Annotated in this window: 15 protein-coding genes and 3 pseudogenes; 4 read left to right on the forward strand and 14 right to left on the reverse strand. The window is 54.2% G+C overall.

What is annotated here, in order from left to right:
• Nucleotides 1–223, reverse strand: a pseudogene (locus DEU53_RS23255) (GNAT family N-acetyltransferase); the annotation flags it as partial.
• A 300-nt stretch (nucleotides 224–523) separates the two neighbouring features.
• Between DEU53_RS23255 and DEU53_RS22725 the strand changes: the two are divergent.
• Nucleotides 524–1,126 carry a LysE family translocator gene (locus DEU53_RS22725; RefSeq protein WP_110868446.1) on the forward strand — a complete coding sequence of 201 codons (603 nt, stop codon included), beginning with the start codon at nucleotides 524–526 and terminating at the stop codon, nucleotides 1,124–1,126.
• Here the strand turns inward: DEU53_RS22725 and DEU53_RS22730 are convergent.
• Nucleotides 1,116–1,403: a hypothetical protein gene (locus DEU53_RS22730; RefSeq protein ID WP_110868447.1), complete on the reverse strand. Its 288-nt coding sequence runs from the start codon at nucleotides 1,401–1,403 to the stop codon at nucleotides 1,116–1,118. The two genes, DEU53_RS22725 and DEU53_RS22730, sit on opposite strands and share 11 nt — an antisense overlap.
• A 969-nt stretch (nucleotides 1,404–2,372) precedes the next feature.
• Here DEU53_RS22730 and DEU53_RS22740 point away from each other — a divergent pair.
• The gene (locus tag DEU53_RS22740) at nucleotides 2,373–2,897 is read left to right on the forward strand and encodes a phenolic acid decarboxylase (protein ID WP_110868449.1); all 525 of its coding nucleotides are present in this window, start codon (nucleotides 2,373–2,375) and stop codon (nucleotides 2,895–2,897) included.
• Between the two features lie 187 nt (nucleotides 2,898–3,084).
• On the opposite strand, the gene DEU53_RS22745 is transcribed toward DEU53_RS22740, so the two are convergent.
• A complete protein-coding gene (locus tag DEU53_RS22745) occupies nucleotides 3,085–4,287 on the reverse strand; it encodes an MFS transporter (protein WP_110868450.1) in 1,203 nt (400 codons plus the stop codon).
• A gap of 65 nt (nucleotides 4,288–4,352) precedes the next feature.
• Here DEU53_RS22745 and DEU53_RS22750 point away from each other — a divergent pair, with 65 nt between their 5' ends.
• Entirely contained in the window at nucleotides 4,353–5,375 is a 1,023-nt protein-coding gene (locus DEU53_RS22750; RefSeq protein ID WP_110868451.1) for an AraC family transcriptional regulator, read from the forward strand.
• Nucleotides 5,376–5,853: 478 nt separating this feature from the next.
• A complete protein-coding gene (locus tag DEU53_RS22985) occupies nucleotides 5,854–6,339 on the forward strand; it encodes a hypothetical protein (RefSeq protein ID WP_146222862.1) in 486 nt (161 codons plus the stop codon).
• A gap of 179 nt (nucleotides 6,340–6,518) precedes the next feature.
• On the opposite strand, the pseudogene DEU53_RS22760 reads toward DEU53_RS22985, so the two are convergent.
• The 11 genes and pseudogenes from DEU53_RS22760 to DEU53_RS22815 all read right to left on the reverse strand — a co-directional run.
• Nucleotides 6,519–6,873, reverse strand: a pseudogene (locus DEU53_RS22760) (IS30 family transposase); the annotation flags it as partial.
• Nucleotides 6,874–6,943: 70 nt separating this feature from the next.
• A pseudogene (locus DEU53_RS22765) lies at nucleotides 6,944–7,216 on the reverse strand (GNAT family N-acetyltransferase); the annotation flags it as partial.
• 102 nt (nucleotides 7,217–7,318) lie between these two features.
• Nucleotides 7,319–8,167, reverse strand: coding sequence for a VOC family protein (locus DEU53_RS22770; protein WP_110868453.1), 849 nt, complete (start codon nucleotides 8,165–8,167; stop codon nucleotides 7,319–7,321).
• Between the two features lie 23 nt (nucleotides 8,168–8,190).
• Nucleotides 8,191–9,342, reverse strand: coding sequence for an amidohydrolase (locus tag DEU53_RS22775; protein ID WP_110868454.1), 1,152 nt, complete (start codon nucleotides 9,340–9,342; stop codon nucleotides 8,191–8,193).
• Between the two features lie 2 nt (nucleotides 9,343–9,344).
• Nucleotides 9,345–10,442, reverse strand: a complete 1,098-nt coding sequence (locus DEU53_RS22780) for an alkylhydroperoxidase domain protein (RefSeq protein WP_110868455.1) — start codon at nucleotides 10,440–10,442, stop codon at nucleotides 9,345–9,347.
• A gap of 12 nt (nucleotides 10,443–10,454) precedes the next feature.
• The gene (locus DEU53_RS22785) at nucleotides 10,455–11,456 is read right to left on the reverse strand and encodes a putative FMN-dependent luciferase-like monooxygenase (protein WP_110868456.1); all 1,002 of its coding nucleotides are present in this window, start codon (nucleotides 11,454–11,456) and stop codon (nucleotides 10,455–10,457) included.
• The gene (locus DEU53_RS22790) at nucleotides 11,453–13,063 is read right to left on the reverse strand and encodes an ABC transporter ATP-binding protein (protein WP_110868457.1); all 1,611 of its coding nucleotides are present in this window, start codon (nucleotides 13,061–13,063) and stop codon (nucleotides 11,453–11,455) included. The genes DEU53_RS22785 and DEU53_RS22790 overlap by 4 nt, the downstream gene beginning before the upstream one ends.
• A complete protein-coding gene (locus tag DEU53_RS22795) occupies nucleotides 13,060–13,917 on the reverse strand; it encodes an ABC transporter permease (protein WP_110868458.1) in 858 nt (285 codons plus the stop codon). Before DEU53_RS22795 ends, DEU53_RS22790 begins: the two co-directional genes overlap by 4 nt.
• Nucleotides 13,914–14,858, reverse strand: coding sequence for an ABC transporter permease (locus DEU53_RS22800; protein ID WP_199559739.1), 945 nt, complete (start codon nucleotides 14,856–14,858; stop codon nucleotides 13,914–13,916). The genes DEU53_RS22795 and DEU53_RS22800 overlap by 4 nt, the downstream gene beginning before the upstream one ends.
• 12 nt (nucleotides 14,859–14,870) lie before the next feature.
• The gene (locus DEU53_RS22805; protein ID WP_110868460.1) at nucleotides 14,871–16,493 is read right to left on the reverse strand and encodes a TIGR04028 family ABC transporter substrate-binding protein; all 1,623 of its coding nucleotides are present in this window, start codon (nucleotides 16,491–16,493) and stop codon (nucleotides 14,871–14,873) included.
• 667 nt (nucleotides 16,494–17,160) lie between these two features.
• On the reverse strand, nucleotides 17,161–18,447 hold the full coding sequence (locus DEU53_RS22815; RefSeq protein WP_110868461.1) for a TRAP transporter large permease: 1,287 nt from the start codon (nucleotides 18,445–18,447) through the stop codon (nucleotides 17,161–17,163).
• Nucleotides 18,448–18,453 lie beyond the last annotated feature (6 nt).

Below are 18,453 nucleotides of genomic sequence, written 5' to 3' on the forward strand. Positions count from 1 at the left end.
CGTGCCTCTCAAATACATCTAATTTCGCGAAAATGGACAGTAAAATTTGCCCGTGCGTATTCACTCCTTCCGCAAGCAACTTTGATATTTCCTGCCTGGCCATCGTTAGAGAATCACTTTTAGACATTCTATAATTTGACGCTATCTCAATTGCATAATCAGCAATAAAATATTCAAGATAAGCAGAGTACTCTTCTTCTGTCATTGAGCGAAACGAGACCATCTTTTAATCCTTATTGAGGAAGTCATACAGACAGAAAGGGCCATACTAATAGCGCCAATACCAGTGTAACGTCAAATTATTCGTTTATGGAATAACAGCACTTCCGATCGATTACATGAAAGTGATACTCAATGTCCGCTTCTGGCACGAAGCGGAAAAGCTAACTGAGCTGAAGTCCGCTATGAGCGAAGAGCGGACTTTTAGTCAAAAAGATCCCCGTTTTTGCTTAGCTGAACATTGCCTATATGCGAAACGCTTGCACTGGCAATTTCAGAGAGTGCCAATTACTATCCAGAATCTATGGATATGAACATTTTGGGCTTTATGCCAGCCTTACTCCCTGTTGCCCTGTCTCCCGGAGCGAGCTTCACTCTCGTTATGAACAGTGCTCTGACAGGAGGTAACAAAGGTTTATTGAGAACCCTCGCCGGAACCGCTCTGGGCATATATACCCATGCAATTTTTATAGGGTTTGGTATCACGGCAGTGCTCATCTCGTCGTCAGCAGCGTTTGCTGTGCTTAAAGTAACCGGAACTGTCTATCTGCTTTGGTTAGGCGCGATGCTTATCCGGAGTGGGATAAAGGTAAATTCAGGCGGGTTTACTGGTGCAAAGCATTCCGTGACTTTAAAAGAGGCTTGGCTGGCTAATGTTTTGAACCCTAAAGCCATCCTTTTTTATTTGACGGTCGTTTCACAGTTCGCAGGCGCGAAGGGTGGCGTTTACAACTACCTTATACTGGCATCAGTTCATATAGCGGTTATGAGTATCTGGCTTTTTGCAATCACTCAAACGCTCGTATTCTCAGCCAAAAAAACTAACCCGCGAATGCTGAAAAAGTACGTCAACATTGTCGGCGGGATAATGCTCATTGCTGTTTCTCTGCACAGCCTTATCGATTAACTCCATAGAAATACCGTTGTTCCTGATGGTCTCTACGGCCCGCAGGCCAGAGGCCGGCAAAGGCAAATTCCCGGTCAGGGGCTTCCGCGCTTGATACCATCCAAAAGACTTCAGATGTCTTCATGGTCATTTCCGGCCCATCCTCTGCATCCAGCTCTTTTCCCAGCGAGGAGGCGAGGGCAACGATGCCATTACGGCGGCCCACAAGTAACAGAATGTCATTGTCATTAAGCGGCATGTCAGGCGTAACGGCGATGACTTTATCGCCGCATTTCATGCGTTAAACGGTAACCGGGAAAGTGGGTTAGCTAACGCTTTAATCTGAGCAATGCTTCTGCTCGCGGCCGCTCCTGCCAGAAACACCCGACCTTCCAGTTCAGGTAAAGCAGGCATCTGGCTGGCGCCAGTATGATTGCGCCATGCATCAGTCCCTGTTCAGCTTTTATTGCGTCTTCACGAATAGAGCGCCCCATAATTTTGGGAAGAATGTTAACGCAGATAATGATGGCACCCAGGGAGCCGAAGATGTATGTCACCGCATATCCCACCGCGACATTCCACTGCATCTGCTGGAGCTGTGCTGGATCAAGTTCAGTTTTGCGATGGCGGCCGCAATTCCCTTGTCCAGCGCAAATATGCACCCAGTTTAAATTTACCGATCCACGTGCCTACAGCGAGAGAAAGAAAAAGCGCCAGCTCCGGTGATAATCGAAAAACTTCATGAATCAAATCCATAGAAATATATCCCGCAGAGAAAATTCTTAGGGCTCAGGCATATTTTTCTGCCTGAAGAGTGATTATTCAGTTAGAAGAAACGTCAGCGTTGGATGCTTACTTCAGGGTAGCTATATAATTTACTTTCGCAAATTTAAACCTTAAGAAAAAGGTTTAAGGAGGTGCAAAATACTGATAAATAGTTTAATTTTAATCGTTAAATTTTGAAGGCGAACCGGCAATTTATTACATACGGTTAACCTTTTTATTCATTTTGCGACTGAGTCAAACTATTTAGCATTATAAAATGGTTAATCATTATGGAAAATTCATGCAAAGTGGCTATATTATCCCTAAGCAAATGGCTTGTATCTGTCATCTAAATGCTAATATTATGTAAATAATTGATATGCAAATGCTTGCGCATTGTTTCATAACATGCTCACCACGTGACGCTACAGTATTTAGATTACGCGGGTGCAGCAAGTAACATTCCACACTTCGCCACTCTATCGGAAAATATGAGGTCGTTATGTCAAGTGAATCAGTTAATGATATATCAAAAGACTTATCCGCCTTTGTAGGGACGCATTTTGTCTATACCTATGATAATGGATGGAAATATGAATGGTATGCGCGTAATGACAATACGTGTGATTACAGGATTCATCAGGGGTTGGTAGGTGGTCGTTGGGTGACAAATCAAAAAATGAATGCCGTGCAGTTCGCACCTGGCATTTATAAAGTCGACTGGCACGAGCCGACAGGAACCTGTGTGAGCCTGTTATTTGATATTGAAAGAAAGATCATTCATGGCACCATCTTCTTTCCTCAGTGGATTGCAGGTGAAAATCAACATCCTGAAAAAACAATTTGTTATCAAAATGAGTTCATTGAGGATATGCATCGCTTCCGCGATGAAGGACCGGCATATCCCTATGTTGTGATACCCGAATTTGCCAGGGTCACGTATATGAAAAATGAAGGGCCTGATAATGATGCTGTTATTAATATGCCCCCAGGTCAACTTCCGGATAATTTCTTCGATGGGAAATAATTAATTCCGGACATTACTGCTTCATTACACTGACACCTCAAAGCCAATTCATTTGGACGTTGAGATGCCGAGCAATGTAGTAGAGATTTTAAGTGAGCGGAAAGAGTCAGGAAACCTCGCTACTTTTTTCAGGCCAGCCAAATGGTTCAGCTGGCCTTTATTTAAACGTCTTTAATAAGGGAAGTGGTCAGCTCAGCGCGACCCTCACTTTTAGTGCAATCACCAGCGCGGCAAAACACATTATGCAACCCGCGGTAATGAAAACACCGGTTACGCCGCTGAGACCAAAAAGTAATCCTCCCAACGCAGCACCCGCAGCAATTGAGGATTGAACTGCTGCGACTACCATGCCGCCAGCGGTTTCAGCCTGATCGGGAACGGAACGCGCTACCCAGTTTGACCACGCAACGGGTACGCCACCAAATGCCATACCCCACAACGCGACGAACAACATCAATCCTGCTTCCTCAAGTGGCAGCAAAATCATGCTTAATGCCGCTAAACCAACAAGTGCTGGCATCAGTATCAGGGTAAGACGCAGGCTTTTCTCCATCAGCCACCCGGCCAGCAGCGTACCGATAAAATTAGCGACGCCAAATCCAAGCAGTATCAAAGACAAACGATCCACATCAAGTTGAACGATATTTTCAAGAGCCGGACGAATATAGGTAAACAGCGCATATTGACCCGTATGGGCAATCACACACCCCGTCATTCCCACCGCAATGCCTGGGCGGCGGAGTAAATCCATGACAGATGCCGTAATCATCATTTTACGCGGAGCCATCCCAGGAAGCGTAAACAGCTGGAAAAGCAGTGTCAGCAGGCCAACTGCGGTTGCAGCGATAAAAGCACTACGCCAGCCATAAAGCCCACCTAAATAGCTTCCCAGCGGGATCGAAACCACGGTACCGACAGCAATACCGCTAAAAATAATAGAGAGAGCACGCGGGACGCTTTTTGCAGGGACCAGCCGCATAGCTACGGCAGCAGCCATACTCCAGAAGCCTCCCAGCGCGATGCCTAGCAAAATGCGCATGACCAGCAGAACAGCCAGACTGGAGGAGAGTGCGACAAGCAGGTTGGAGGCGATCATCAGCACGGTAAAACCAAGCAAAACAGCTCGGCGATCATAATTACGCGTCAGGCGGGGAACCATCAGACCCGCAAACAGGGCCACCACAGCTGTCACCGTCACAGCCTGACCAGCAAGCGCTTCGGTTACACCAAGATCCGCGGCCATGGGTGTTAACAGGCTGGCAGGAAGATATTCTGCAGTCAGCAAGCCAAACACGCCCATCGTCAGTGAAATAACGGCCATCCATGCGGATTCTTTGGGTTCCGAACTGTTCAAACTAACGGATACAGCTTCAGTTGCTTCATTTCTCATAACACACTCTTTTTTTGGAGAAAAAATGATAACTCCAAGTCTAGAGTTGAGCAGCTGGACGATCTATGATGCCACATCCTGATTTTTTACCCGAAACTCCGGTTATGCCTGTGAATAAACACTTTGCCCTGTCATCCGAACTCATCAGTGAATTGCTGCTGGAAATGCGTCTGCGTGGCGTACAGTATCGCCGTTTACAGACGGGCTCTGAGTTTGGCGTCGGTTTCAGCAGCAGACCCGGACATGCCTATTTTCATTACATCGCAGTGGGTACTGCTGTGCTGCGCACACACGATGGTACGTTGCACGAACTGAAAGCCGGAAGCATGGTATTCATGCCGCAGGGTGAGGAGCATCAGCTTTTATCGGATGTCAGCTGTTCATTTCAACATATCGACACGTTCGGCTCTGCTCCTTTAGGCGAGGCCGTCAGCGGAATTAATACCTGCCCGAGTTCGCATCCGACACCCAGCACGGTTCTGTTTTATGGCTGTATGGAGTTCGATCTTGGTGGAATGCAGGGCCTGGGTAAACTGATGCCGCAAGCCATCGTGGTTGAGGCAAATGAACAGATTTATCCGGGGCTGGTTCCCGTTCTGGGCGCGATGAAATCTGAAATCTGTTCCGGACGCGCGGGCTTCGCGGGCATTCTGGCACGCCTCGCAGAAGTGGCGGCGGCCATGATTGTACGTGGATGGATCGAAAACGGCAGCGAGAACGCCGCTGGTCTAATCGCTGCGTTACGTGATCCACGACTTGCCCGTGCCATTCTGGCGATTCATCGTGATACAAGCCGGGAGTGGTCTGTTGCCGAGCTTGCTGCCCAGTCGCATGTATCCCGTTCTGTTTTTGCTGAACGCTTCAAATCAATCATCGGCATACCTCCGCAGCGCTATGCAAGGGAAGTGCGAATGCGCATCGCGGGTCACTGGATTACTCACGATAAGATCTCAATTGACACCGTAGCGCTTCGCCTCGGCTATGCCTCGCAGGCAGCCTTTAGCAGAGCGTTCAAGCGCATTAATGGGTATCCGCCGGGCGCTATGCGTCAGCGAACAGCGAGAGGCGTTAATACAGTAAGTGAGTGAATGCTATTTTTGTCATTTGCTGGATTGAATGTAGAAGACCGTAAAAACTGAGCGGAAACGACTTTTCATCATTCTACGTATCGCAAATTTCTCCGGTGTCCGCTTCTGGTACAAAGTTGCTGGTTGTAAGAAGCGGATATCTGTAATGAGCAAAGAACTGACATAACGTTTACAGATGCTGGTGGTTTTGAAATTACGCAATCAAGCAAAATGATTAATTCTGATCTGACTGACTTTGTCACTAAACATTCTTTCCGAATATGCTTTTTCGTCCATGTAGGAAAGCACGATTTTTACGATGCGATAACGAATCTTAAAATCAGGAGCCTGGGATTCTAAATTGAAGTCAAACGAATCTACGTTTAACGGAATAATGAATATGTCATGCTTATAAAAATATGTATAGTGGGTCTTCCCCAGTAATGGGGATATAATCGACAGTTCTACATTTTACGTTACTTTACTCATGCTTCTAGTCGTGTCAGGAACCTGGGCTTCTAAATTGAAGTTAAACGAATTTACGTTTAAAGGAATAACGAATATGTCATGCTTAAAAAAATATGCATATGCCCCATTTATATCACTACTTTATGGTGTTTCAGCAACGGCCTCACCAGATTTGATGTATGACATTGATAAGAAGGACTATTCGGTGTCAACAGAGGTAACGCCACAATTTTCCTGGGATAAAAGTGAGTCTCAAGGTGATAAAACCCAATATTGTCTTACTCCTCGCGATCCAGGATGCAGCAAAATGTGGCATGAGGAAAAAGCGAAGGATTATTCCTGGACCACAGAGGTAACGCCAAAACTATCTTGGGAGAAAAGTGAGTCTCAAGATGATAAAACTCACTATTGTCTTACCCCTAGCGATCCAGGATGCAGCAATATGTGGCATAAGGAAAAAGCGAAGGAGTATGACGAGCGGAGGCAGCGTTCCCAACAAAAAAGGCTTTATAATTAACATAAATGATCGTTCAAAAGCTCATATTCAGTTTTCCATAGTGGGATATTACGTCTGGCTTGTAACGTTCTTAATAGTTAGGCTGATAATATTTGACGATTCATTTCTTGAGAATTTTTTGCAGCTTATTTAGAATGCATCTAAAAATCGCACCAAACCGCCTCGACTTCATTTACTGATTCGCGAAATATTATGGATCGGACAGAATAACTTGAGCGTCCAAAGTCAGTTCCTTTTGGGAATATTGTCTGACCAGCTTGTTCGTATTTTCATTTGAGCCACGCTGTCAGGGAGATTGAGGACCACAGAAATAAATCCAAATGTCTGTCGCTACCGTAAATCGAGCGTGGCTGGTCGTTTGGCGCCTCGATCCCATGTTAGTGTTTTATAAAAGCTCAGCTGGTAATTCCGCGCTTGTTTGATGAGTGCAGATACAACAGTTATGGTTTTGTTGTCGCTGATTTTGGACAGCATAACAAAGCGGGAATGGCGTTCAACGTGGGTGACGATATAGGAGTTAGTAGACATCTCTATGTTTGGTCGGGTTAAATATGGCTAATTCGTTAAATAACCTTGATCCCGAGCTGAGTTGATCACACCTGCACTACAACCCATATTCCTCGCGCAACAACCCAAACAGCCAATCGTTATGCCACGCATTTCTCAGCCAGTAACTTTCTCGCAGTTCACCTTCTAATACAAAACCGACTTTTTCCAGCAGTCGCCGTGAGGGCGTATTGCCTGCGGTGACGGTAGCGCTTAGGCGTCGAATGCCGCCGTCGCTGAATGCATAGTCACAAATCGCGCGGAGCGACTCGTGCGCATAGCCTTTGCCTTGCGCTTCAGGTGCGAACAGAAAGCCGACTTCGGCGCAGTCATAACGTAGCGGCGCAATTTATTGCGCATTATCAGGGTGGGTGCGCAATCGCCATCACTGTGCGCGATAAATCGCGCCGCTACGGATACATGCAAAACGTGATTATTGCTGGAACCGCAACGCCACACTAAACGCCTGCTCGGCACCGACAATAATCGCCGACTCTTCCTCGCGGAACGGCACATCACCGAGCAGCAGGCTGGCTTTCACTTTGCGCAGATCCGAGGTGTGCAAACTCAATCCGGCCATGCGCGCGCTGCCGTCGTAATCAATCGGCAATCCGGCGAAGCGCTGCGTAACGTATTCCGCGGCGGCAAAGCGCACCGTTGCCACGCCCGCTTTAAGCACAAACGCGCCTTCCTGACAGGCGGTGAGTTTATCGGCACCGAATAAACGACTGTAGGGCTGCGCAGCGGCGGCGGGATCCTGCGCCACCACCACGAACTCGACGATATCGCTTACGCCATTCGGATGGACGCGCCACGCGTCCTGCCACACCGAATCCGGCGTATCGTGCTGACAAAAGAAGCTGCGGCCGTTCGCCACCAGCGACGGGCGCAACCGCACGGTGCGGAAGCGTGCTTCCTGCTCGGTGCCGTCCGGCAAAGTAACGGGACGGAAAAAGCTCGCCGGCAGATCGCCGTCGATGTCCTGGCTCTCCAGATAGCGCCACACCGCATCGGCATCCTCGGTTTTCCATACTAATCCGCTGAGGCCAATCGGCGACTGCCACAAATCCTGGCGCAGATTGCCGCGCCCAGGCTCAAACCCCAACAGCTCCAGATAGTTATCACCAAAAATCGCCAGATGATTACTGGAGCCGAGCGAATGATGGCCGCGCTCGGTCAGCTGAAATCCCAGGCGACGAAACAGCGCGCTGGCGTCATCCAACTGGCTGGCAACGTTGATCACCACATGGTCGAGACGTGGAACAGGTACAGAAATCGCCATCGCTTTTCTCCTTGCTCTCATGGTCACGATGCCAGCGCCTGTTGTTGGCGCAGCGTCAGCAGCGCGCGCTGGGCCAGCTCGGTAAAGTAATGCACCGCCGGTTCCAGCATCGCTTCATCCGGATCGAATCCGGCGTGATGCAGGCCAAATTCACTGGCGCTGCCGATGCTGACGAACGCGCCCGGCAGCTGCTGCAGGTAGAAGGCGAAGTCTTCGCCACCCATCTGCGGCGTGCCGACCTGTATTTGATAGCCTTGCTCTGCGGCCAGATCCAGCGCGAAATCGGCCCATTGCGGGGTGTTGACCAGCGAAGGCGGACCTTCCTGCCACACCAGCTCCGCCTGTGCGCCAAATCCGGCGGCGATCCCGTTTATCAGCGCTCTCATTTTCTGCGGGATCTGCGCGCGAATCGCCGCATTGTGGGTGCGCACCGTGCCTTCCAGTTCCACCGTTTGTGGCAGCACGTTCCAGCTGTTGCCTGCGGTAAAGCGCGTCACGCTGACCACCAGCGACTCCAGCGAACTGAACACGCGGCTCGGCAGCGTTTGCAGCGCGGTGACGATGTGGCTGCCAATCACGATGCTATCAATGCCTTCATGCGGACGCGCGGCGTGCGCACCTTTGCCGTTGATAGTGATCTGGAAACGATCAACGTTGGCATAATAGGCACCGCCGCGCGTCCGCAGCGTGCCGGTTGGCAGATCCGGCGCGTTATGCAGGCCGAAAATCGCCTGCACCTCTTTCAGCGCGCCCGCCGCCAGCAGCTGTTTCGCGCCGGTAAAAATCTCTTCGGCAGGCTGGAACAGAATGCGCACGCGGCCAGGCAGCTGGGATTCGATGCTTTGCAAATGCTGTGCGACGCCCAGCATCACGCTACTATGCAGATCGTGGCCGCAGGCGTGCATCACGCCCGGCTGCTGGGAGCGCCATGCTTGATCGGTTTGCTCGTCGATGGGCAGGGCGTCGATGTCGGCACGCAGCGCGATCAGCGGTTCCCCGTGACCGATTTCTGCCACGACACCGGTTTTCAAATCCAGCGGCAGCAGCTTGACGTTGAGTTCCTGCAACCAGCGGGTAAGGCGCTCGGTGGTGGCAAATTCCTGATCCGACAGTTCGGGATGCTGATGCAGCTCGCGTCGCCAGCGCACCAGCTGTTGATGGGAAAGATCCGTCATGGTCATCCTTGTGTGTGTTCAGGTAAGAAAGGTTCGCCGAGCGTCAGCATCAGGCGATTCGCCCAGGCAAAGAAGGCGGCGGATTGAATCAGGTCCAGCAGCTCCAGCGTGCTGAATCCCTGAGCGCGCAGCGCCTGCAGCTGTTTCAGGCTGGTGGCGGCAGGCGTAATCGATAAGGTAGCAACCAAATCGATCTGCGCCGCCCAGCGCGCCGATTGTCCGTGCGACAGCTCAGCGCCCGGCGCGACATTCAGCAGCTTCTGCACCGCCGGTTCATCTTTCGACAGCTGGCTGGCTTTGCGCGCATGCACCGAGGCGCAGTAGATGCAGCCGTTGACCTTGCTCACCACCGTGGCGGCGAGTTCTCGCTCGGCGCGCGAGAGTCCGCCTGCGGTGTAGAAGATGCCTTTATCGGTTAGCGTGCGCTGCTCGAGCAACGGCTGATTGCGGCCCAGCAGGCGGAAGTAATCAGAGTCGCTGTGGCCGAATTTCGCCAGCGTTGCCTGCTCTTCAGCGCTAAATTCCTGCAGCGGTTTTGCCGCCAGCCACGGTTCCCAGCCGAGTTCCTGTTGGGTAAAGGCGGTGAGGGCGGTTTTCCCGCTGACGGTGAGCGGCGCATCGTGCCATTTACCGGCCACCGCATGTTGCTGCGACGCCGTTTCTTCGCCGTTGAGCAAACGCAAACCCGCAAGCAAGCGGCTCTGGAAGCTGACAAAGGCAATCAGCTGCGCCAGCGTGACGATGCCGCGTGGCGACCATCCGGCAGTTTGCAGCGTCTCGATGTGCTGCGGCGCAGCATCGACCGGATGCAGGCTCAGCAGTTCCGCAAACGCCAGACCCGCAGCGAAGCGTGCGTTGTTAGGCTGATCCGGCTGGCGGTAATGCGCTTCGAGACTCGACGCGCCATGCCAGGCCGCGACCTGCGCGGCGAGGGCGAAACGTTCTGCTAACGGCAAATCCTCATCATCTTGCGAAAACAGCACGTCGTAGCTGCCTTGCGTGTGCTGGGTGGCGGCGTGACGTTCGGCGCGGGCTTGCGCCAGTTCAGACGCGGGATCGATATCCGCCAGCGCGGCCAGTAAATCAAACGGTTGAGACATGAAATTCTCCTGTTAAGCGTGGCTTAGCGCACGCAGCGCGGGCGCAATATGCTCGGCAATCAATTCGATAGAACGCAGAATGTCGGTGTGCGGCGGATCAATGGAGTGCACCTGGAAGCTGATATCGGTGACGCGTTGCAGCGACGTATCGGCCAGCAGCGATTGCCGCACCGTGTCGGCATCGCCGAAGTGCGCATCCAGCTGACGCGCCTGTTCGTCCAGCGTGTTGCCAATCACGTGTCCCGATTCACGGAAATGCTGCGCCTGGCGCTGCAAGCCCGGCTCGGCGAGACGGCGCGCGTAGTCGTTGGAATCGGCCACAAAAGCAGTGCGCGATGCCAGAATGCGCGGCGCAATCCCTGCTGGTAAAGCCGCCAGATAGGCATCAATCATCGGGTTTTGTATCTGGTGGAGCGGCAAATCAGGCTGGCCCGCCGGACGCGGCTGAGTGCGCGACAGCATCAAACCGTGTCCGGCAAGGCCTGCGCGCGCCGCACCTTCCACCGAGAAGGTGGCGATCCACACGCGCTGCGCCAGCGTCGGCGCTGCGGGATAAAGATGATTCTCCGGATGGCCCAACGTATCGCCGCGCCAGGCGCTCAGCAGTTGATGCAGATGATCGGCAAACACGCTGGCGCGCTGGTCGATGGTGATGCCGAACGGCAGAAACGAGGTCGCGGTGCCACCCGATCCTAAACCGACTTCGAGCCGACCGTTGCTCAGCAAATCCAGCACCGCGGCATCTTCGGCGACGCGCAGCGCGTTCTCCATCGCCAGCGTGATGATGCCGGTGCCAAGCCGAATAGTGCGGGTGTGCGCCGCAACGTGGGCCAGAAACACAAGCGGTGACGGCAAGCCGCCTTCTTTCTCGTGAAAGTGGTGCTGAGCAATCCACGCGCTGTCAAAACCGGTGCGCTCGGCGTGCTGAATCTGTTCAGTTGCCAGGCGATAGCGCTGCTGTGCGGAAGTGTCATCCAGCAGGCGAGTGAAAAAACCAATGCGTTTGCGCGTCATGCAGACTCCTTAATCAGCGGACGGAAAGCGGGAATCGCGTCAATCAGCGATCGGGTATACGGATGCTGCGGCGCGCTAAATAGCGTGACAGTGTCACCTTGCTCCACCACTTCACCGGCGCGCAGCACGGTGACGCTGTGCGCAATGCGGCGCACGGTGGCGAGGTCGTGGGTGATAAACAGATAAGTAAGGCCGAGCTCGCGTTGCAGTTGTTGCAGCAGTTGCAGAATCTGCGCCTGCACCGTGACATCCAGCGCTGAGGTCGCTTCATCCAGCACCAGAATCGCCGGTTGCAGAATCAGGGCGCGGGCGATGGCTACGCGCTGACGCTGGCCGCCAGACAACTCGCGCGGTTTACGCGTCAGCAGCTCCAGCGGTAACGCCACGCGCTGCGCCACGGCTGCGACGCGTTCACGGCGCTCGTCGCTGCTGAGTTTCTCAAAGTTACGCAGTGGCTCTTCAATGATGGCGAACAGCGTCTGGCGCGGATCAAGCGAGGCAAACGGGTTTTGATACACAAACTGAATCTTGCGGCGCAGCTGACGTTGCGCTTCGCCGCGCAGCGCGGTGGCATCGATGCCATCGATCACCACGCGGCCGCTATCGGCCTGCTCAAAGCCTAAAAGAATGCGCGCCAGCGTGGTTTTCCCCGAGCCGGATTCGCCGACCAGCGCGTGCGTGGTGCCGCGCGCCACCGTGACGCACACCTCTTTCGCCACCTGCAGCTGCTGCTGGCGACCGAGGGAAAACTGTTTATTGATGCCGGAGAGCTGAATCGCTGGCGACGAGAAGTTGGCATGTGTCGGCACGGACAGCGCGCTGACGCCCGGATCGGCGTCCTGCAACAGCTGCCGCGTGTAAGCATGCTTAGGCGCGTTGATCACCTGCGCCGCCGGGCCTTGTTCCTGAACTTCGCCATGACGAAATACCAGCAGGCGATCGGCACGTTCTGCCGCCAATGCCAAATCGTGCGTGACAAACAGCACCGCCGTACCGGATTCGCGGCGCAGCACATCCAGCAGATCGAGAATGCGTTTTTGCACCGTGACATCCAGCGCGCTGGTGGGTTCATCGGCAATGATAATCTGCGGACGCAGGGCGAGGGCGATAGCAATCAGCACACGCTGTTTCATGCCGCCGGAAAGCTGATGCGGGTACTGCGTCAGACGCTGTTCCGGATGGCTCAGCCCCACTTTTTGCAGCAGCTCCAGTACGCGCTGCTGACGTTCGGTTTTGCTGATTTTCAGGTGCAGCTGCAACATTTCACCGACCTGATCGCCAATGGTTTTCACCGGATTGAGCGAGTTGCCCGGATCCTGCGGCACTAAGCTGATGCTGACGCCGCGCAGGCTATCAAGACGTTTAGAAGACCAACCGGCGATATCGGTGCCGTTCAGCACAATTTTGCCGCTGTCCCGGCGGCCGTTTTCTGCCATCAAACCAATAATCGCCTGCGCGGTGGTGGTTTTGCCGGATCCGGATTCACCGACCAGCGCCACCATTTCACCCGGCTGCAACTCAAAGCTGACGTTGTGAACCACCGCGCGCCACTCGCCGCGCTGGCGATAGCTGAGGGTTAAATTTTCAATGGCTAATAACGCGCTCATGCGTCACCTCCGGCCAGTTGACGACTGATGCGGTTGGCGGCCAGCACCACGGCGACCACCACAATGCCGGGGAAGGTGGTGAGCCACCACGCAGTCGCCAGATAGTTACGTCCTTCGGCGATCAATAAACCCCACTCGGGCGTCGGCGGCGGCGTGCCGTAGCCGAGGAAGCTGAGCGTGGATAACGCCAGAATCGCCTGGCCAAACTGCAAGGCGGCGAAGGCGATCACCGCCGTCAGCGAGTTGGGTAAAATATGACGCCACAACACGCGCCCGAAACTGCCGCCGCTGCCGTAAGCCGCTTCGACGAACTCGCTGCGGCGTACGCGGACCACTTCGCCACGCGCCAGGCGGGCAAAGCTGGCAATCGAGGCGATGCCCACCGCCAGCGCGGCGTGCACGGTGCCAAAACCCAGCAGAATCAGAATGCTGAGCGAGAGCAGCAGCGAAGGAATCGACAGCAACACATCCACTAAGCGCATCAGCCAGTTCTCAGTGCGACCGCCCATCGCGCCCGCCAGCACGCCGAGCGTGGTGCCGCCAATCAGCCCCATCGCCACCGCTGCGACCGCCGCCGACAGCGACTGTGACGCACCATAAATAATGCGCGCGTAGAGATCGCGGCCCAGCTGATCGGTGCCGAGCCAGTAAGCGGCCTGCGGCGGCAGACGTTGTGCGCCAGGCACGCCTTCCGTTGGGCTGAAATGGGTAAACAGACCAGGCGCAAATGCCGCCAGCAGCGCCAACAGCATCACGCCCCACGCCAGCCACAAACCTGGCTGGATGTTGAGCACGCGGGACGCACGTGCGTTGCCGTTGCTTTGACGCGCAGTTGAGTAATCGACCAGACTCATCGGTTGCCTCCGGCAATGGATTGCAGACGCGGATCGAACAGCGGCATCAGCGCATCGACCAGCAGGTTAATCAGCACAAACGCCAGCGCCGAGATCATCACCACCGCCTGTAACACCGCGACGTCCTGATTATTCACCGCCTGCTGCGTTAGCTGACCGACGCCGCTTAGGCCAAACACGGTTTCGGTAATCAGCGCACCGGCGATCAGTTCCCCGAGCAGCAAACCGGCAACGTTCAGCACCGGCAGCAGCGCATTGCGCATCACGTGATGCCACAGCACATGGCTTTCGCTGGCGCCTTTAGCGCGCGCGACCGCCACGAACGGCTGGGTAGAAACCTGATCTATGCTGCGTAATAGAATCTGCGCCAGCGGCGCGGAGATCGGGATCGCCACGGTAATCACCGGCAGAATCAAACCCTGTAGCGGCGACGGATTGATCACCGGGATCCAGCGCAGTTGGAAGGAGAACAGCTGAATCAGCGCGATGCCGAGCCAGAAGGTCGGCAGCGAGATAAACAGCGCCGGTACCGATTGCAGCACCGAACGCAGGAAGCGCAGCGCTGGCAAGCGCGATAACGCCGCCAGCGCGAACGCGATAAGGGTTGCCAGCACAAAACCGAGCAGCGCCAGTTGCAGCGTGGCGGGCAGGTTGCTGATCAGCTGTTCGCTGACCGGCACGCCCGCCTGCACCGAGTAACCAAAATCGCCGCGCACCATCGCCAGCAGCGTGTGCACGTACTGCTGCCAGAGCGGATTATCCGCGCCGTAAGCCATTCGCATTTCGGCGATTTGATCCGGGCTAAGGCCCAGATCCGGGTTCTGAAACTTGATCAGCACCGCATCGCCGGGCAGCGCCTGCAGCAGAAAGAACGACAGGGTAAACGCGGCCCACAGCACCAAAACGCTTTGACCCACTCTTCGCAGCAGTGAACGTTGCATCATCAACCTGCCTTAGTGTTTTTCCAGCCACGCGCCGTAGAACGACGGACGACCGACGGCTTCAAAATTCACGCCTTTCAGCCACGGCGCACCGGCAAACACCTGCGGTTCTTCAAAAATCGGAATCACATAGGCCTGATCGAGCAGATAGCGCTGCGCCTCGCCGGTCACCGCCAGGCGTTTCGCCGGATCGACTTCCGAGGAAATCCCCAGCAGCAGCGTGTTCAGCTTGTCGTCGCGGAAGTTCTGCACCTTGTCGCTGGAGCCGCCTTTTTGCAGCAGCGCATCACGGTTAGTCGGATAGAACTGGCTCTTCACCACGTCAGGATCGGCGCGGCCCACTTCGGACACCACCAGCGGGGTTTTCAGCGGATCGAGGTTATCCAGCACGCGGCTGCCTGCATCACCGGCTTTCACCGCCAGCGCGACGCCAACCTGACGCCACTGCTGCGCCACCAGCTGCAGCACCTCTTTGTTCTGCGGCTGCGGCAGCGATTCATAAATGGTCAGCGCCAGTTTCTTGCCATCCTTTTCGCGGATGCCGTCGCTGCCCGGTTTCCAGCCCGCTTCATCCAGCAGCTTTTTCGATAACGCCGGATCGAATTTCAGCTTGTCGGCCAGATTGACGTAACCGGCCGCCGAGGTGGCGATCACCGAGGTGGCCTGCGGATAGTTCGGTGAGAACAGGGTTTGCACCACTTGCTGCGCGTTGGTGGCGTGCAGCAGCGCCTGACGCACTTTCACATCGCTGACTAGCGGGTTATCCGGGCGGAAGCTGATGCTGTCGTTGACGCCACGCGTGGGTGCAGCGTAAATCGGGAAGTTTTGCTGCTGCGCCTGCTTCTCGTCGTAGGCTTGCACCTGACGAATGAAGTCGGCCTGGCCGGCCAGCAGCGCGCCAATACGCACGCTGTCTTCCGGCGTGACGATGAATTTAATGCCGTCGAGATTGGCGGGACCTTGCTGGGCGAGGTTTTTCGGGCCCCATTGATAATCTTTGCGCGCGGTTAAATCGACCTCGCGGCCGAGTTTCTCATCGCTGACCACAAATGGACCGGAACCAATAATATGACGCGCATCGCCGAGTTGGTCGAAGCTACGCTGCAGCGTACTGAGGGAAACCAGGCCTGAACCGATGGTAGCGGTGCCCTGTAAAAAACCGGGAGATGGCTTTTTGAAATAGAATTTCACCGTCTGAGGATCAATAACTTCACTGCGGTCGTAATTATTGATCACTTCGGAAACCGGCAGGCGCTGGGCTTTATTTCCCAGACCGTAAGTATCAAAGTTTTTGGCTACCGCTTTAGCATCTAAGGGCGTGCCATCAGAGAAGGTGACGCCGGGACGAATTTTAAAGGTATATTCGGTTTTATCGGCGTTACTGCTCCAGCTTTCGGCAATCCACGGTTCCACTTTTAAGGTTTCAGGATTCTGCCACGTCAGCTTATCGGTAATTTGATTCAGAATACCGCCATTGGGATAAAAGCCACCGGCGGGTGGATAAAGGTTGGTATGTGCCTGTTGTTCGAGGTAAACCAGCGTGCCGCCTTTGACGGGCGTGTCTGCCGCGTGGGCGCTAAAAATCCCTGATAGCAGGGCCAAACTCAACGCCTGCAAGTGAAAATGCTTAGTCATGGTGTTTCCCTTTTTAATCAATAGCCCGACGGGCGGTTTTCATCATTGAATGCCGCACACGGGAGTTGAACCAAGGAATTGCACTAAGCTTTGCTAAAAAAAATAAATAGGCGTTCTATTCATACGATGGGGCGCCATAAATGGCGTAATGCTTATTAGCTAAGCCATTGGCGATGGCGCTGACCGGTGCCACTTTTGGTCCGGCGGTCCTCGCGCCGCTTACGCGGTACCTTCACTTCGCTCGTCTGCCTGACGGACCGGCGGAGACGGGACGTCCTGTCCCGGCTCCGCCTTTCGCCCGCGTCCTGCGGGCTCTCCTGGCTTCCTCGCTTCGTTCAGCGCTGCGGATTGCCGGCCCAAAAGCGGCCCCGGCCTGCTCCAAACCTTCAGTGCGTGTTGTTGAAAAGGGCACATTTGCCAGAGGCGCTGACGCGTCTGCTGCGGCAAAAGGGCTATCCGCAGCGCTGAGGCTTTTACGTTGGGCCAGGAGCCTCGCGCAGGGATGCGTGAGGCAGTTCGGGGCCGGCCAGGACGGCCGATCCCCGAATGATCCGTCGGCACGACGTGAAAGCCGAAGGTACCGCGCTAGCGGTGCGAGGACGGCCCGTGACGCAGTAGATGTGTCAGAGCCCGCAGCAGATTTAAAGCACAATGATTTGACCGGTTGTTACATCACGCCCATTAAACGCGGTAGCCATAGCGATAACGCCGGAATATAGGTAATCAACATCAGCACAATAAACAACACGCCATAGAAAGGCAGCATGGCGGTGACCACTTGCTCAATCTTTTGCTTACTCACTGCGCTGGCGACAAATAATACCGTGCCGACCGGTGGCGTAATTAATCCGATGCCTAAGTTGGTTAGCATTATCATGCCGAAATGAACCGGATCGACGCCGAGTGCGGTGGCTACCGGTAATAGTACCGGCGTCAGAATCAGGATCAGCGGTGCCATATCCATTAGCGTCCCCACCACCAGTAGCAGCAGATTAATGCACATCAAAATCACATACTTGTTGCTGGAAAATTGGGTAAAGGCTTCGGTAATGATGGTTGGTAATTGCATAAAGGTCATTACCGCACCGAAACCGGCGGCGAAGGCGATCAACACCATCACAATGGTTACCGTTTTGATGGTACGAAACACCAGGATATGCAATTGCGTCCATTTGAAATCACGGTAAATAAACATGGTGACAAAGAACGCCCAGATGCAGGCAATGGCTGCCGATTCCGAGGCGGTGAAAACGCCGGACAGAATTCCGCCGAGAATGATGAAAATGGTGAACATTCCCCAAAAGGCATCGAAGAAGATTTTCAACGCCTGCTTGTAAGGGATGCGCTCGCCTTTGGGATAGCCGCGTTTACGCGCAAATACCAGGCACATCACCATTAAGCAAAAACCCAGTAACAGGCCAGGAATGATGCCGGCGACAAACAACGATGAGATGGTGACAACACCGCCGGTGGCGAGCGAATAAATCACCGAGTTGTGGCTGGGCGGGGTTAACACCGCTTGTACCGAGCCGCTGGCCGTTACCGCCGCAGCGAAGTCACGCGGATAGCCTTTCTCCTCCATCTGCGGAATCATCACGGAACCAATCGAGGCGGTATCCGCCACCGAAGAGCCCGAAATCGCGCCAAAAAAGGTTGAGGCGACAATATTCACCAGCGACAAACCGCCGCGAATAAAACCAACGAAAATATAGGCAAAGTTGACCAGCCGTCGGGCAATGCCGCCTTCCGCCATAATCGCACCAGCCAAAATGAAGAACGGAATGGTTAACAGTGAAAACTTATTAATGCCGTTGGTAATCTGAATCACCACCGCTTCCAGTGGTAAATCGATCCACCATGCCCCGATAAACGCGCTCAATCCAACGGCAAATGCCACCGGGAAACCCACCAGCAGTAATACTACCAAACTGCCTATCAAAATCAGTGCGTCCATTTTCTT

Origin of the sequence: Pantoea sp. AG1095 (genome assembly GCF_003208415.1) — a bacterium.
Classification (GTDB): Bacteria; Pseudomonadota; Gammaproteobacteria; order Enterobacterales; family Enterobacteriaceae; genus Pantoea; species Pantoea leporis.